This is a genomic window from Nocardia thraciensis (assembly GCF_054782435.1).
Window position 1 is genome coordinate 119,723 of sequence record NZ_BAAGSM010000043.1, and the last position, 15,314, is coordinate 135,036.

General features: G+C 69.7%; 14 protein-coding genes and 1 pseudogene. 4 read left to right on the plus strand and 11 right to left on the minus strand.

Going from position 1 to position 15,314, the window contains the following annotated elements; all coding sequences use genetic code 11:
- The first annotated feature begins 162 nt into the window (after window positions 1-162).
- Window positions 163-360, plus strand: coding sequence for a hypothetical protein (locus ACYVLQ_RS27930; protein ID WP_460700506.1), 198 nt, complete (start codon window positions 163-165; stop codon window positions 358-360).
- A 40-nt stretch (window positions 361-400) separates the two neighbouring features.
- Here the strand turns inward: ACYVLQ_RS27930 and glgC are convergent, their stop codons facing one another.
- On the minus strand, window positions 401-1,615 hold the full coding sequence (glgC, locus tag ACYVLQ_RS27935; protein ID WP_460700507.1) for a glucose-1-phosphate adenylyltransferase: 1,215 nt from the start codon (window positions 1,613-1,615) through the stop codon (window positions 401-403).
- A gap of 554 nt (window positions 1,616-2,169) precedes the next feature.
- Here glgC and glgA point away from each other — a divergent pair.
- Window positions 2,170-3,396, plus strand: a complete 1,227-nt coding sequence (glgA, locus tag ACYVLQ_RS27940) for a glycogen synthase (RefSeq protein ID WP_460700508.1) — start codon at window positions 2,170-2,172, stop codon at window positions 3,394-3,396.
- A gap of 446 nt (window positions 3,397-3,842) precedes the next feature.
- Here glgA and ACYVLQ_RS27945 read toward each other — a convergent pair whose 3' ends face one another.
- From ACYVLQ_RS27945 to ACYVLQ_RS27965, 5 genes and pseudogenes are all read right to left on the minus strand, one after another.
- On the minus strand, window positions 3,843-4,709 hold the full coding sequence (locus ACYVLQ_RS27945) for a putative RNA methyltransferase (protein WP_460700509.1): 867 nt from the start codon (window positions 4,707-4,709) through the stop codon (window positions 3,843-3,845).
- 16 nt (window positions 4,710-4,725) lie between these two features.
- Window positions 4,726-4,896, minus strand: coding sequence for a DUF3117 domain-containing protein (locus tag ACYVLQ_RS27950; protein WP_084519071.1), 171 nt, complete (start codon window positions 4,894-4,896; stop codon window positions 4,726-4,728).
- A 180-nt stretch (window positions 4,897-5,076) separates the two neighbouring features.
- Entirely contained in the window at window positions 5,077-5,658 is a 582-nt protein-coding gene (locus ACYVLQ_RS27955) for a DNA-3-methyladenine glycosylase I (RefSeq protein ID WP_460700510.1), read from the minus strand.
- 521 nt (window positions 5,659-6,179) lie between these two features.
- A pseudogene (locus tag ACYVLQ_RS27960) lies at window positions 6,180-6,464 on the minus strand (DivIVA domain-containing protein); the annotation flags it as partial.
- Window positions 6,465-6,584: 120 nt separating this feature from the next.
- Window positions 6,585-6,773 carry a hypothetical protein gene (locus ACYVLQ_RS27965; protein WP_147288917.1) on the minus strand — a complete coding sequence of 63 codons (189 nt, stop codon included), beginning with the start codon at window positions 6,771-6,773 and terminating at the stop codon, window positions 6,585-6,587.
- Between the two features lie 217 nt (window positions 6,774-6,990).
- Here ACYVLQ_RS27965 and ACYVLQ_RS27970 point away from each other — a divergent pair, with 217 nt between their 5' ends.
- Both ACYVLQ_RS27970 and ACYVLQ_RS27975 read left to right on the plus strand, forming a co-directional pair.
- Window positions 6,991-8,286: a hypothetical protein gene (locus ACYVLQ_RS27970; RefSeq protein WP_460700511.1), complete on the plus strand. Its 1,296-nt coding sequence runs from the start codon at window positions 6,991-6,993 to the stop codon at window positions 8,284-8,286.
- Window positions 8,283-9,212, plus strand: coding sequence for a phosphotransferase family protein (locus tag ACYVLQ_RS27975; protein ID WP_460700512.1), 930 nt, complete (start codon window positions 8,283-8,285; stop codon window positions 9,210-9,212). Before ACYVLQ_RS27970 ends, ACYVLQ_RS27975 begins: the two co-directional genes overlap by 4 nt.
- A gap of 278 nt (window positions 9,213-9,490) precedes the next feature.
- Here ACYVLQ_RS27975 and ACYVLQ_RS27980 read toward each other — a convergent pair whose 3' ends face one another.
- The 5 genes from ACYVLQ_RS27980 to ACYVLQ_RS28000 form a co-directional block, all read right to left on the minus strand.
- Entirely contained in the window at window positions 9,491-10,627 is a 1,137-nt protein-coding gene (locus tag ACYVLQ_RS27980; RefSeq protein WP_460700513.1) for an Mrp/NBP35 family ATP-binding protein, read from the minus strand.
- Between the two features lie 210 nt (window positions 10,628-10,837).
- Window positions 10,838-11,680 (minus strand): lytic transglycosylase domain-containing protein, encoded by an 843-nt coding sequence (locus ACYVLQ_RS27985; RefSeq protein ID WP_460700514.1) that lies wholly within the window; start codon window positions 11,678-11,680, stop codon window positions 10,838-10,840.
- Between the two features lie 126 nt (window positions 11,681-11,806).
- Complete coding sequence (locus ACYVLQ_RS27990) at window positions 11,807-13,186, minus strand: lytic transglycosylase domain-containing protein (RefSeq protein ID WP_460700515.1); 1,380 nt, start codon at window positions 13,184-13,186, stop codon at window positions 11,807-11,809.
- A gap of 172 nt (window positions 13,187-13,358) precedes the next feature.
- Window positions 13,359-13,943, minus strand: coding sequence for a DUF1003 domain-containing protein (locus ACYVLQ_RS27995; protein ID WP_460700516.1), 585 nt, complete (start codon window positions 13,941-13,943; stop codon window positions 13,359-13,361).
- Window positions 13,940-15,289 carry a magnesium transporter MgtE N-terminal domain-containing protein gene (locus ACYVLQ_RS28000; RefSeq protein WP_460700517.1) on the minus strand — a complete coding sequence of 450 codons (1,350 nt, stop codon included), beginning with the start codon at window positions 15,287-15,289 and terminating at the stop codon, window positions 13,940-13,942. The genes ACYVLQ_RS27995 and ACYVLQ_RS28000 overlap by 4 nt, the downstream gene beginning before the upstream one ends.
- Window positions 15,290-15,314 lie beyond the last annotated feature (25 nt).

Consider the following 15,314-nt stretch of genomic DNA (forward strand, 5'->3'; position numbering starts at 1 on the left):
CCCCTGTGTGTTCGCGCACCCCTTGCAAGCCATGCAAGGGGTGCGCGGGTGTGTAGGAGGTGCGGGAAGTCGCTGTCCCGGGCCGGGGGTTGCTGTGGCCGATATGATTGTGGGGACAGGTGATTCGCTACCGGTGGAGGCGCGGTGTTATTCGATCGCGGAGTGCTGCTCGAGATCGCGCCGCGCAGTTGGCTCGTGCTGGCTGTCGTATTGCTGGGGTTCATGGTGTTCGTGGCCCTGCTGGTGCTGTTGCTCGTCAACGGAAGCAGTTTCGACGACCCGGCCAGCAATCCGCCGATCACGCGCGGTTCCTGCTATCCGTTCTGCACGGCCACCACGGCACCGCCCCCGCCGCGCTGAATACGCCGGTTGCTTTGCGGTGCAGCCTGATTCGCTCCTGTTAGACCCAGATGCCCTTGCCCACCGTCACCACACCGCCGTTGCTGACGGCGAAGCGCTCCCGGTCCCGCTCCGTGTCGACGCCGATGATCTCGCCCTCGCCGACCATCACGTTCTTGTCCAGGATCGCCCGACGCACCACCGCGCCGCGACCGACCCGCACCCCCGGCATCAGCACGCTGCCCTCCACGGTCGCGCCGTCCTCCACGAATACGTTCGACGACAGCACCGAGTTGCGCACCGTCGCCGCCGACAGGATGCTGCCCGACCCGACGATCGACTCCTGCGCCAGCCCGCCCCGCGCGAATTTGGCGGGCGGCAGGTTCTCCGCGGCGCCGCGGATCGGCCAGTGCTTGTTGTACAGGTTGAAGATCGGATGCACCGACACCAGATCCATGTGCGCGTCGTAGAACGCGTCGATGGTCCCGACATCGCGCCAGTAGCCGCGATCGCGGTCGGTGGACCCGGGCACGTCGTTGCGCGCGAAGTCGTATACGCCCGCCTCGCCCTGCACGACCAGCGACGGGATGATGTCGCCGCCCATATCGTGATCGGAGTCGGCATTGTCGGCGTCGGCGCGGATCGCGTCCACCAGCACCTTGGTGCTGAACACGTAGTTGCCCATGGAGGCGAATGTGACGTTCGGATCGTCGGGCGTGCCCGGCGGGTGCACGGGCTTCTCCAGGAACTGGGTGATCCGCCCGGCCTCGTCGGAGTCGATGCAGCCGAACCCGCCCGCCTCGCTGCGCGGCACCCGGATCCCGGCCACGGTCACGCCCGCGCCGGAGCCGATGTGGTGCGCGACCATCTGCTCGGGATCCATCCGGTACACGTGGTCGGCGCCGAACACCACGATGTAGTCGGGATCCTCGTCGTAGATCAGATTCAGCGACTGCATGATCGCGTCGGCGCTGCCGGTGTACCAGCGCGGCCCGAGCCGCTGCTGCGCGGGCACCGGGGTGATGTACTCCCCGCCGAAGCCCGACAGCCGCCAGGTCTGGGAGATGTGCCGGTCCAGCGAATGCGACTTGTACTGGGTGAGCACGCACAGCCGCAGATATCCGGCGTTGACCAGGTTGGAGAGGACGAAGTCGATCAGGCGGTAGGCGCCCCCGAACGGGACCGCCGGTTTGGCGCGGTCCTTGGTGAGCGGGAAGAGTCGCTTGCCCTCACCACCGGCGAGCACGATCCCGAGTACGTGCGGCTGGCTCCTCACAACGCCAAACTTACCGCCGCGAACCGTGCTGTGTCCCCCGCCGGCCACGGCGCGGGTCGCCGACCGGCCGACAGGTTATCGCAGGCTGCCGTCCTGAGCCGACACCGTCGGCCGCTGCCCGTCGGCACCGGAGCCGCCACGCGTCCGGCGCGGGGCCCATGATCGCCTGCATACCCACGGCCGCCGGAGCGCCGGGTGTTCGGTCGCGGGGTGTGCGGGATCGGTCGCGTATCTACGGCGCCGCAACTGCCATGTGCTCGGTCGCGGGGCGCGTGGTCGGTCGTGTATCTATGGCCGCCGGAGCGCCGGGTGTTCGGTCGCGTATCCACGGCGCGGGAGCTGCCATGTGTTCGGTTGCCGGGTGCCTGGTCGGTCGTATGTCTATGGCCGCCGGAGCGCCGGGTGTTCGGTCGCGGGGTGCGTGTTCGGTCGCGTATCTACGCCGCCGCAACTGCCACGTGTTCGGTTGCGGGGTGCGGGATCGGTCGCATGCCTACCGGAGCCACCACCGTGTGGGAGTGGTCACGCCGGAGGTGAACGATTAGGTTGGACCGGTGAGTTTCGGCGCGGAGGGTGGACGCGAGCCGACCGAATCGCGGGAGCGGGCCCGGCTTCAGGTCGCGGTGTTGACCCGTGAGTATCCGCCGGAGGTGTACGGCGGGGCGGGTGTGCACGTCACCCAGTTGGTGTCGCGGCTGCGTCGGCTGAGCGAGGTGACCGTGCACTGCATGGGGATGCCGCGCACGGATGCCGTGGTGCATCAACCGGATCCGATGCTGTACGCCGCCAATTCGGCCCTGCAGATGATGTCGGCGCAGCTGCGCATGGCCGATGCCGTGGGCGGCGTGGACGTGGTGCACTCGCACACCTGGTACACCGGGCTGGCCGGGCACTTGGCCACCACCCTGTACGGGGTCCCGCACGTGCTGACCGCGCATTCGCTCGAACCGCGACGCCCCTGGAAGGCCGAGCAACTGGGCGGCGGCTACCGGCTGTCGTCGTGGTCGGAGCGCAATGCGATGGAGTACGCCGACGCCGTGATAGCGGTCAGCCAGGGCATGCGCCGCGATGTGCTCGACGCGTATCCGACCATCGACCCCGCGCGAGTGCACGTGGTGCACAACGGGATCGACGCCGACGCCTGGTGTCCGGGCGGTCCCGTCGACGGTGCCCGGGATGTGCTGGCCGAGCTGGGCGTGCGGACCGACGCACCGATAGCCGCCTTCGTCGGCCGCATCACCCGGCAGAAGGGGGTCTCGCATCTGTTGGCCGCCGTCCGGGATTTCGATCCTGATATCCAGGTCGTGCTGTGCGCCGGTGCGCCCGATACTCCGCAGCTGGAGGCCGAGGTGTCCGCCGCCGTCACCGACCTCGCGCGGCGGCGCGGCGGCGTGTTCTGGGTGCGGGAGATGCTGCCCACCGAGCAGGTGCGCCAGATCCTCGCGGCCGCAACGGTATTCGTGTGCCCCTCGGTGTACGAGCCGCTCGGCATCGTGAACCTGGAGGCGATGGCCTGCGGCACGGCGGTGGTGGCCTCGAACGTGGGCGGAATCCCCGAGGTCGTCGCGGACGGCGCCACCGGCCGCCTCGTCCCCTACGACGACGCCGTCCCCGAGGCATTCGAGTCGGGCCTGGCCCGCGCGGTCAACGCCATAGCCGGGGACCCCCGACTCGCCACCTCCCTCGGCGCCGCAGGCCGCGCCCGAGCCATAACCGAATTCGACTGGTCCCGAGTAGCCCAACAAACCGTCAACCTCTACGACCGAATCCGCAAGGGCTGAAGGCATCCCCCCTCCCGCCGGGAGCGAGATCCCGGCCAAAAACACGCCGGGAAATATGAGGGGCATTCTCATGCCGGAAATGTGAGGGGCACTGTCACGCCGGGCATTGTGAGGGGCACTCTCACGCTGGGGGATCTGCGGCGCACTCTCATGCTGGGGGATGTGCGGTGCACTCTCATGCTGGGGAATGTGAGGGGCACTCTCATGCTGGGCATTGTGAGGGGCACTCTGACGCCGGGCATTGTGAGGTGCATTCTCATGCCGGGCATTGTGAGGTGCATTCTCATGCCGGGCATTGTGAGGTGCACTCTCACGCCGGAAATGTGAGGGGGCACCCTGACGCCGGAAATGGGAGGGGCAGCCTTGCCGGCTGGGAGTGCTCTTATTTCCCGTGCTCGCGGCCCCTAGGCCGCGAGCACGGGATCTCGCGCACGGGGATGGGGTGCTCAGTGGGTCGTGTAGGTGGAGACCGTGACCGAGGCGGTGACCTGGACTTCCTCGGGGAGGGTGGCGATGTGGGTCGCGCGTTCGGCGGGGGCGTGGAATGCCGAGGGGCCCATGGCGGCGACGTGGGCGACGGCGGGGTGGCCGAGGAGCATCGGGTATTCGACGAGGCGACTGTCGAGACGGTCGAAACGGCCGGACAGGGCGTCGGCGAGGCGGGCGTCCTTGGCCGTGTCCACGCGCACCATATCGAGCGGGACGATCAGTTCGGACAGATGCCGGGGAGTCGGGGTGACGACGACGAATACGCCGCCGGGCCCGAGCACGCGCGCCACCTCGTCGGGGTTGCGGGGAGCGAACACCGACAGCACATGGGTCAGCGCGCCGTCCCGGATCGGCAATCCGCGCCAGGCGTCGGCCAGCACCGAGGCGGCACGATCGTGGGCGCGGGCTGCGCGCCGGGCCGCGGGTTTGGAGACGTCCAGGGCGATCCCGTACGCCGATGGCACCGCATCGAGCGCCGCGGCCAGGTAGTAGCCCGTGCCGGAGCCGATCTCCAGTATCGTGCTCGAGGGCGGGCCGACGGTGACCGCCGTCGCCACGGCCTCGGCGATCGGTGCGAAATGGCGGGCTCCCTGAAAGGCGGCACGGGCGTCCAGCATGTCCGCGGTGTCGCCGGACATTTTGGTCGACGCACCCGTCAGGAGGCTGACGTAGCCCTGCCGGGCCATATCGAAGCTGTGCCCGCGGGCACAGCGGAGCGAGCGGTCGCGCACGGTCATGGCGTCGCCGCATTCGGGGCAAGCCAGAAACCGCGCGACCGCGGCGAGCGGTGACGCGGTGTCCGCTCGCGCCGGGTTCACCGGCATGAGACGGGACGAGTGACTAGCTGCTGGTGACTTCGGTGAGCTCCTTGCCGAGGGCCGCGGCCTCGTCCGGCGTGAGCTCGACGACCAGACGCCCGCCACCCTCGAGTGGAACCCGCATGACGATTCCACGCCCTTCCTTGGTTGCCTCGAGGGGACCGTCCCCGGTGCGGGGCTTCATGGCCGCCATCCTCTGCTCCCTCCAGATCCGCGCGGTCTGCTGCGCACTTTCTTGGAACTCGTGTTGTCACCAACAGGTAGCCCGCGCGCACGGCCGGGCCGTGCCCGCGGCGCTACACCACGCCTATTCTTCCTCATCACGGAACTGGGCGGGTACCTGAGTTCCAAAACCGACCGGCGTGGCGCGGCCTCAGCCGCGCACATCGACCCAGCAATCGGCCAGATGATCATCCACCATACCGGTCGCCTGCATCAGGGCGTACGCGGTCGTGGGGCCCACGAAGCGGAACCCGCGCCGCTTGAGTTCCTTTGCGAGAGCAACCGATTCGGGTGTGGTGGCGGGGACGTCGCCGAGCGTGGCGGGGCGCGGGCGCGGCGGCGGCGCGAACGACCAGAGCAGCTCGTCGAGGCCGGTTCCGAGCTCGCGAGCAACCTTGGCGTTGGCGATGCAGGACTCGATTTTGGCGCGATTGCGCACAATGCCCGGATCGGCCAGCAGCCGTTCCGCGTCGGCCGCGGTGTAGCGGGCGACCCGGTCGATGACGAACCCGTCGAAAGCCGCCCGGAAGGCCGGGCGCTTGCGGAGGATGGTGATCCACGACAGGCCCGATTGGAACGCCTCGAGGCACATCCGTTCGAACATGGCGTCGTCGCCGTGCAGTGGGCGGCCCCACTCCCGGTCGTGGTAGTCGCGGTACAGCTGGGACGACTCCGCCCATCCGCACCGGATCTTGCCGTCGGCGGCCACCGCTCCGGCCCGCGGGGCGCTCACTTCGTGTCCTGACCGGCCGCTCCCGGGGGCTGCACCTCGGGAATGGTGCTGCCCGGACCCGTCGCCTGCGACCCGTCGTGCCCGCTCGTCGACATATTGAGGGTGTGGGACAGCTGTGTGCCCTGGTCGGCGGCCGTCGTGTCGGCCCCGGGCGGCGGCTGCGCGCCCTCCTCGGGCCGGGCCGGGCCCGGCCGCATCGGCTGCCCCGGATCGGAGGCGTCCTGCGCGGGGGAGGCGGGCTCCTGCCCGGCCGGTGGGGTGCCGGGTGCGACGGCCGGGATGGCCGCCGGGCGGCCGGTCGGCTGGGTGACCTCGGGACCCTGCCACCGGTCGGCTACCGGGGCGGGCGGGTGGCTGTGGGCCGTGGGAGCGCCGCCGTCCGGGATGCCGTGCCACGCCTGTCCGGGCGTCTGGTGCTGCGTGGTCGCCGAGTGGCCGGTCGGCCATTCGCGGGTTCGGGTCCACGGGCCGGTCTGGGGGGCCTGCGCGGGGAACGCGCCCGTGCTGCCGTTGCCGGGCTGGTCGCCCCGGACCTGAACCAGCTGCGTCTCGAGTTCGTCGATGCGGGCGGCGAGCCGGGCCAGGGCCCAGTCCACCTCACCGGTCTTGTAGCCGCGGAATACCTGCTGGAAGCGTAGCGAGCGCACATCGCCGCCGTGGATGCCGGTGGCGGGCAGCACGGTGGCGGTGGTGCCCTCCGGCAGCGGCCCCAGTTCCTCGCCCCGCCCGAACACCGCGCTCGCGACCAGGAACAGCAGCGCGGCCACCAGGCCGACGATCAGCACGTACAACAGCAGCGTGAGCATACCGACGAGGATATGCGGCCGCCCCGACAGCTTCGAAGCCCCCGAGGGTGCGGTCGCTGCGCGGGTACCGGCTCGCTCCCCCGAATCCGGACCGGTTACCGCGAATGATCAACCGCCCGTTCACCTTTCTCCGGTGCGGCGGAAGCAGTAGGCGGCGGCCGCCAGATATTGGCGGCAGCGCCCGCCGTGACCGGCGTGCACGGCGAGGATGAACCGGGCGCGGTCGTAGGTGAGGTCGGCCGGTTCGTGGGCGCAGTCACGGCTGTCCATCAGCCACCTGTCGCGGGCATCCGAGGGTGGTGCGTACATGGGTGGTACCTCCAACTGGGCGCGGAGCACCCGGCGCCGCGAAACCGGGGGTCTCAGGATCGCCGCCCTCGGTCTGCGTCATCTATGCGAAGGATTTTCGCCACGGCACCGGGTGCACCTTCAACTTTCGCGGTATTCGGTCCGTTGTGGAATCGCGCAGTGTTGGCGTTGGTGTTGGCTTACTGTTGGCATACGGGCGCGAAACATGGGAGTAACAATGGTGTTGGGTCGGCCCTGGACCGGATTCGAGGCCGTCGCATTGCAGGAGGCGACGCGAAAATCCGTGCGGGAGTTCGCCGCTCACCTCGGGGTCGAGATGACGACCGTCGCCAATTGGCGCTCCGGCCTGAGCGCGGTAACACCGCGGCCGCTCACCCAGGAACTGCTGGACACCCTGTTGGTACAGGTCGATTCGGAAGTCCGCGAGCGCTTCGAGACGATCCTCGCCGAGGGTGAACAGGCGCTGGGCCTGCGTCGGCTACCGGCCCGCCGTGCCGCGGCGGTCGCCGTATCGGTCCCGCCCGCCGCGGGGCACGATGTCGCCCTGATGTCCCGGCTCGACGATGCCCGGATCGTCATCGACCGCACCCTCGCCGCGGGGACGATCGGCCCCGCGATGGTGGAGCTGATGGAGGAGCGCGCAGCGGGCCGAGTGCTCGCCTACACGCGCACGCCGCCGACCGACGTGCTGTCCGCGGTGCTGCCGGATCTACTGGAGGTGCAGTCGATTTCGACGCAGCGCCAGCCCGCCGCCATCCAATCCCGGCTCTCCGAGGTCACCGCCGTGCTGGGGTTGCTGCTCGCCGACGCGCTGATGAAACTCGGGCAGATCGAGCGTGCGAACTACTGGTACGGCACCGCGCGCTTGGCCGCCGACGACACCGCCGACCGCCGCTTGCGGGCGCGGGTGCGGGCCCAGCACGCGATGCTGCCCTACTACTACGGCAGTCCGGAACAGGCCGTCGTGCTGGCCCGCGCCGCCCAGGCGCAGCTGCCGGAGACCGCCGACGACGCGACCGCGCTGGCGGCCGCGGCGGAGGCGCGGGCGCTGGCCCGGCTCGGCGATGCCGACGGCGCCGACCTGGCGCTGACGCGGGCCCGGCGGCACATCGAGGAACTCGGCGACTCGGTGACCGACGAGGCGTTCCGGTTCAGCGAAAAGCGTTTGCTGCTCTACCAATCCGGCACCCTGACCAATCTGGGTCGCACCGCCGCGGCACGGCGTGCGCAGGAGCGCGGGCTGCAGCTGTATCGGGGCAGCCCGGCCGTCGTGGTCGATCCGGCGCTCATCGAACTCGACGCGGCCATCTGCCACGCCCTCGACGGTGCGGTCGAGGAGGCCTGCGGGCTGGCGTCGCAGGTGTTGACCAGGCTGCCCGCCGAACATCGCACCACCATTGTGATGACCCGCGCGGCCGCGGTCGTCGAGGCGATCCCCGAACACAGCCGGGGCCGCCGGGTGGTCGACGAGTTGCGCCGGGCGGTGGCGGCCGGAGCCGGGGAGCCGCGGTGACCACCGTGTTCGAGGCGGCGGTCGACCGTGCGGCCACCGCGGGATTCACGCCGCAGCGGACGCGCTGGATTCTGGAAACAGCTTGCCGCCGTGGCGGATTCGACCCGTCCGGGGCCGAACTGCTGCGCCATCACACCAACGCCGTGTACCGCCTGGTGAGTGAGCCGATCGTGGTGAAGATCGACCGGCCGTGCGGGGGAGCCGCGCCGATCGATGTCGTCGCCCTGGTGCGCTGGCTGCGGACGCGGCGGGTGCCCGCGGTGCCGCTGGCCGGTGCGACGCAGCCGGTCGAGATCGACGGGTGTGCGGTCACCTTCTGGCGCTATCTGCCCCAGCAGCGGGAGATCGTCGCGGCGGACCTGGCCGCGCCGCTGGCCCGGCTGCACAATCTGCGCGGCCGCCCGGCGCAGTGGCTGCCGACGCGCCATCTCCGCGACACCTTCGCGCGCATCGCCCGGGCCATCGACGCCAACACGATCCTGCCGCCCAGCGATCGGCGGCTGCTGCGCGCGGAGCGGAACCGGCTCGCGGCGGATTGGGACAACATCACCTACGCGCTCCCCCCGGGGTTGATACACGGCGACGCGCACCATCGGAACACACTGTGGGACAACAGGTCCGAGCGCAGTGTGCTGTGCGATTGGGAAAGCGTCACGATAGGTCAGCCCGAGTGGGATCTGGTGACCCTCGAGGTGCACTGCCGCCGCTTCGCCCACCATCCCGCCGAATACGACACGTTCTGCCGCGACTACGGTTTCGACATCCGCACCTGGCCCGGCTTCGGCTGGCTCCGCGATCTGCGCGAACTCCGCATGATCACCACTAACGCCTGGAAGTCCGCGCCGGGCTCGGACAGCGCCCGCGAGGTCCGGCGGCGCATCGACGGCCTCCGCGAAGGCCTTCCCCTCACCTGGAACATCCTCTGATATCCCACCGCATCAAGCATTTCCGGCGCGCTTTGGCCGGAATCTCGCGGGATCCCGGCCAAAAGCGTGCCGGGAATGAAGGCCGTTCGTTATGCGTGTGCCGGGGTATGAAGGCCGTTCGTTACGCGTGTGCCGGGGTATGAAGGCCGTTCGTTACGCGTGTGCCGGGGTATGAAGGCCGTTCGTTACGCGTGTGCCGGGGTATGAAGGCCGTTCGTTACGCGTGTGCCCGGGAATGAAGGCCGTTCGTTACACATGTGCGGGTATGAAGCTGTTCGCTACATGTGGCGGGTGGTGTCGATGCCGAGGGACATGCCCGCCAGGCCGCGGCGGCGGACCGCCAGCTTGTCGGCGATGCCCTGGAGGGCCTGCGCGGCAGGGTCTTCGGGGGCGCGCAGCACGATCGGGGTGCCCTCGTCGCCGGATTCGCGCAGTTCCTGGGTGATCGGGATCTGGCCCAGCAGGGGGACCTCGGCGCCGACGGCCTTGGTGAGGCGGTCGGCGACGGACTGGCCGCCGCCGGAACCGTAGAGGTCCATGCGGCTGCCGTCGGGCAGGTCCAGCCAGGACATGTTCTCCACCACGCCCGCGATGCGCTGGCGGGTCTGCAGCGCTATGGCGCCCGCCCGCTCGGCCACCTCGGCCGCCGCGGGCTGCGGCGTGGTGACGACCAGGATCTCGGCGTTGGGGATCAGTTGGGCGATCGAGATCGCGACGTCGCCGGTGCCGGGCGGCAGGTCCAGCAGCAGCACGTCCAGGTCGCCCCAGAAGACGTCGGCGAGGAATTGCTGCAGCGCCCGGTGCAGCATCGGGCCGCGCCACACCACCGGGGTGTTGCCCTGGGTGAACATGGCGATCGAGATGACCTTCACGTCGTGCGCGACGGGCGGCATGATCATCCGCTCCACCTGGGTGGGTCGCTGGTCGGTGCCGAGCATGCGCGGGACCGAGTGGCCGTAGATGTCGGCGTCGAGGACGCCCACCGACAGTCCGCGTGCGGCCATGGATGCCGCGAGATTCACTGTCACGCTGGACTTTCCGACGCCGCCCTTCCCGGAGGCGACCGCGTACACCCGGGTCATCGAACCGGGCTGGGCGAACGGGATCACCGGTTCGGCCGAGTCGCCGCGCAGCTTCTTGCGCAGTTCGGTGCGCTGCTCGTCGCTCATCACGTCGAGTTCGACGCTGACCGCGCCCGCGCCCGGCACGTCGGCGACGGCCCGGGAGACCATATCGGTCAGCGTGGTGCGCAGCGGGCACGCCGCCGTCGTCAGGTAGATCTCGACGTGGACACTGCTGTCGGCGCCGACCGCGACGCTCTTCACCATGCCCAGTTCGGTGATCGGCTTGCGGATCTCCGGGTCGTTCACCTTCGCGAGGGCGCCCCGCACATCCGATTCCGTAACCACTGGCATACGGCCGAGTCTAACTGCGCGATCCCGGCCAAAAGCACGCCGGGATGACGAGGGTGACCACGCCGAGGATGACGAGGGTGGGCCACACCGGGATAACGAGGGTGGCCACGCGGGGGTGATGAGGTGCCACGTCGGGATGGCGAGGTGGTGCACGTCGCATGTTTCCCGGCGTGGTTGTTCCTTTATTTCCCGGCGTGCTTTTGGCCGGGATCAGATGCGGGGGAGTTGGCCGGACGAGGGGGCGACGCCGGTGCGGTAGGCGACCTCCCAGGCCATCACGTTGGCGACGTAGGCCATCGAGTTGTTGTAGCGCATGATGGCGCGGGACCGCTGGGACAGGTCGTTCATGTCCAGGTTGCCCGAGCAGAGGTACTTGCCTGCCGTGAGGGCGGCGTCGAACAGGTCCTGGGGGTCGGAGATGCCGTCGCTGTCGCCGTCGGCCGCGTACTTGCGCCAGGTCTCGGGGAGGAACTGCATCGGGCCGACGGCGCGGGTGTAGGACGACATGCCGCCGTCGAGTTCGCCGTCGGTCGCGTGCACCACCTGATTGCCGCCCAGGCTGCCGTCCAGCACCGGCCCGTAGATCGGATCGAGCGGGTAGCCCTTGGCGTCGGCCTTGCCGTAGGCGTGGTGCGACTCCACCTGCCCGATGCCCGCCAGCACCGACCACGGCATGTGACAGTTCGGATTCTCCTGCGCCAGCACGCGTTCGGCGTTCTGGTAGGCCGCCTGCGCGATGCCGGGCAACCCCAGCGGCCCGGCGGGGAGGTCGGCCGGGGCCCGGCCATCCGGCTGTGCAACGGTTTTCACGACCGGAGGCCCGGTGTGCTTGGCCGCCTTGAGCATTCCGTCCGACTCCGCGGACGGACCGGGTCTGGCGGCCTGCTCGTCCTGATCCTGTTGCAGGGCAGACAGAGTCGCGTGCTCGGCGGTGTTCACTTCCGCGGCCGAAGCCGCGCTCACGGCGACAACTCCCGCGGGTACGAGCCCAGTCAATGCGATAACAGATCCGCGTCCAACATTCCTAGCAGGTTGTTTGCGGTGACGTCCCACGGTGCGGTGACCCTCCATTGCTCGCTGTGAGCTTTTCGTGACACAACGAGATCAGGTTACCGCACCCGAGACCTTTTCGTTACTGCTTCGTGACCATCTTTCCGGTTTGGCAACGAGCCGGGATCTCTATGCCGCCGGGGGTAGCGGGATGACGATGCCGAACGGCAAGGTCATGGCCGGTGCGGGCGGCGGCAGCGGGGCCACCGACTCGGCCGGTTCGGCGGGCTCCACCGGACCGGGTTCCGGTGTCTTCGCCGGGATTTCGGCCTGTTGCTGTTCCGGTGCCGCGGCCTCCGGCGCGGGCGCCGGCGGCTGTTGTTGCGCGCCCGGCTGTCCCGGCACCGGCTGCCCCTGCGGTTGCGCGCAGGTGGCCGGGCGCGGCTGGGCGTCGGGATCGCGCGGCGCGTCGGGATCGGCCTGCGCGTCGGCGGGCCGGACCGGATCGCCTGGCGCCCACCGCTGCTCCGGCGCGACCGGATCGCCCGGTTTCGGCATCGGCGCCGGAACCACGACCTGATCGCACGGCTGCGGCGGGGGCGGCGGGCAGAAGATGCCGCACGGGATCGGCGGCAGGCCGGGGATGTTGATCATCACCTGGGTCTGCACCGGCGGCTGCACCGTGGTCGCCGCGGTTTCGGGCGGCGGCGTGTCCCCGCTCGGGGCCGGGACCGTGGAATTGACCGCCATCATGTCCGCGCCGGAGGGCGGCGTCTGCATGGTGCCCGGCGGAATCAGGTTGGGGGAGATGTCGACCTGGGTCGGCGCGCCGCCGGTCTTGTAGGCATTGGACCAGCTCAGTACGTTCGCCGCATAGGACAGCGAATTGTTGTAGCGCAGCACCGAGCGCAACTCCTGCTGCGGGTCGCGCAGGTCCAGCCCGCCCGAGCACAGGTACTTGGCGGCGCCGACCGAGGCGTCGAAGACGTTGTTCGGGTCTGATACGCCGTCGCCGTTGCCGTCGGAGGCGTAGTGCGCCCAGGTGCCGGGGAGGAACTGCATCGGCCCGACCGCGCGCACATAGCCGCCGTCGGAGGCCTTGATGATCTCGTTGCCCGGAAGCGTGCCGTCCAGCGCCGGGCCGAAGATGGTCCCGGTGGTGGTGCCCGCCGCGTCGGTCTGGCCGTGCCGGGCGTGGCCGGATTCGATGCGGCCGATGCCCGCCAGCAGGTGCCAGCTCAGTCCGCAGTTCGGCATCGAGGACTGCATCGCCAGCTCGGCGTTGCGATAGGCGGCCAGCACGATCTCTGGGATGCCCAGCGCGCCGCCGCCGGGTAAGGCGATATCGCGCAGCGGGACGGTCCCGGCGAACGGCGGCAGGCCGTCGGCGGGGGTGGTCATCGCGCGGAGTTTGCGCGGCGGTTCCGGGGCCGCCGGAACCAGGCCCGCCGATTGATCGGCCGGGGTGCTCCCGGGATCCGTCGGCGCCGTCGCGGCCGCCAACTGTGCATCCGCTGTCTTGGGCGCGCTGGTGCGGACGGGCGTGTGCTGCGCCGATCCCGAAGCCATCAACCCCGCAACCACCAGCGCCGACACGGTTATCGGACCAGACATTCGCATCGGCACACCAATCCCCTCGTAGCCATTCGGTGACTGACCATAGGTACTGTCTGAGTCAGTCACTTCCCGCAACGTGATCCAGGTTACCCGGCGGTCAGCTTGTTGTTATCGATATTTGCGGTCAGTTGCCATCGATTTGTGGCGAAATAGGTACCCGACCCCTCTTTCTATCGGTAACCTTCCTCGATTTGGGAGATGGAACAGAATCTTCGTCGTCCAGTGATGCACCCAGCTCGAGGCGCGTCAGCGCCTCTTTGATGTCCTCGAGCTCTCGACGTAGATAGTCTCGCGTGGTGACCTCGCCGACGGCGATCCGCAACGCCGCGAGTTCCCGGGCCAAGAATTCGGTATCGGCCTTGGTCTGCGCGGCGCGCGCCCGATCCTCCTCGAGGGAGACCCGGTCGCGGTTGTCCTGGCGGTTCTGGGCCAGCAGGATCAGCGGCGCGGCGTAGGCGGCCTGGGTGGAGAAGGCCAGATTGAGCAGGATGAACGGGTACGGGTCCCAGCGCAGCCGGATGGCGAACACGTTGAGCAGGATCCAGACCACCACGATGACCGTCTGGATCATCAGATAGCGGCCCGTGCCCAGGAAGCGGGCGACCCGCTCGCTGCTGCGCGCCAGCGCGTCGGCATCGAAGTCGAATCGGAACCGATTCTCGACCGGCGTTTCCAGCCGTCCGCGCGGCTTGTCGTTGCGTTCGGTCATGGTGTGTCCTCTCCGGCCAGCGTGAGGCCCTGCCCGCCGGGCGCCCCGTGTGCCCCGGAGGAAACCGCGTGCGACTCCTCGTCCTGCTCGCGCCAGTCCTCGGGCAGCAGGTGGTCGAGGACGTCGTCCACGGTGACCGCGCCCAGCAGGTGGTTCTCGGCGTCCACCACCGGCCCGCAGACCAGGTTGTAGGTGGCGAAGTACCGGGTCACCACGCCGAGGGGAGCCTCGGGCCGCAGTCGGGTCAGATCCTTGTCGACCAGGCCGCCGACCAGGGTGGCCGGTGGTTCGCGCAGCAGCTGCTGAATATGAACGCAGCCCAGGTAGCGGCCGGTCGGAGTGGAGGTGGGCGGGCGGACCACGAAGGCCATCGACGCCAGCGCCGGCGTCAGATCCGGGTCGCGGACCCGGGCCAGCGCCTCGGCGACCGTGGCGGCCGGGGCGAGCACCACCGGGGCGGAGGTCATCATGCCGCCCGCGGTGTACGGAGAGTATTCGAGCAGGCGGCGCACCGGCTCGGACTCCTCCGGATCCATCAGCGACAGCAGCGCTTCCGCCTCGCCGGTGGGCAACTCGCCCAGCAGATCGGCGGCGTCGTCGGGGTCCATCGCCTCGATGACGTCGGCGGCGCGCTCCACGCCCAACTGCTGCACGACCTCGATCTGGTCGGCCTCCGGCAACTCCTGCACCACATCGGCGAGCCGCTCGTCGTCGAGGGCGCGGGCCAGTTCGATGCGGCGCTTGGCGGGCAGTTCGCGCAGCAGATGCGCGACATCGGCCGCGCGCAGGCCCTCGTACTGCTCGAGCAGCGCGGCGACGCTCTGGCCGGGCATATTCAGTTCCTGCTGGGTCAGCCCGCGCAGATCGGACCAGTTCACCACGTGCGTGGCGCCGCGGCGGCGGAGCGCGCGGCCCAGCCCCCGGCGTTCGCGCACCGCCACCTTCGCCACCACCCAGTCGCGGGTGCGGGTCTGCTCGATGCCCAGGTCGACCACGAGCACATCGATACCCTGCAGATCGGGCAGCTCCGGTTTGTCGACCCGCACGGTGGAGTCGAGAAGCTGCGCCAGGGCCAACATTTCGCCGTGCCGCTGCTGGAAGCGGCGCAGGCTCACCGAGCCGGTGTTGAGGTTGACCGAGCCCGGCTCGACCGCGGTGACCCGCAGCATCGGCACGAAAATCCGCCTGCGCGTGGGCAGTTCCACGAGCAGTCCGAGCACCCGAGGCTGCTGGCGGTCGTAGCGGATGGAGATCACCACGTCCCGGACGCGGCCGATAGACTCCCCGTCCGGACCCAGCACCACCAGACCCGCCAGCCGGGCGGCAAAGACCTTCGTCGCTGCCATAGTGCAAGGCTATGTGGTGCAGCGC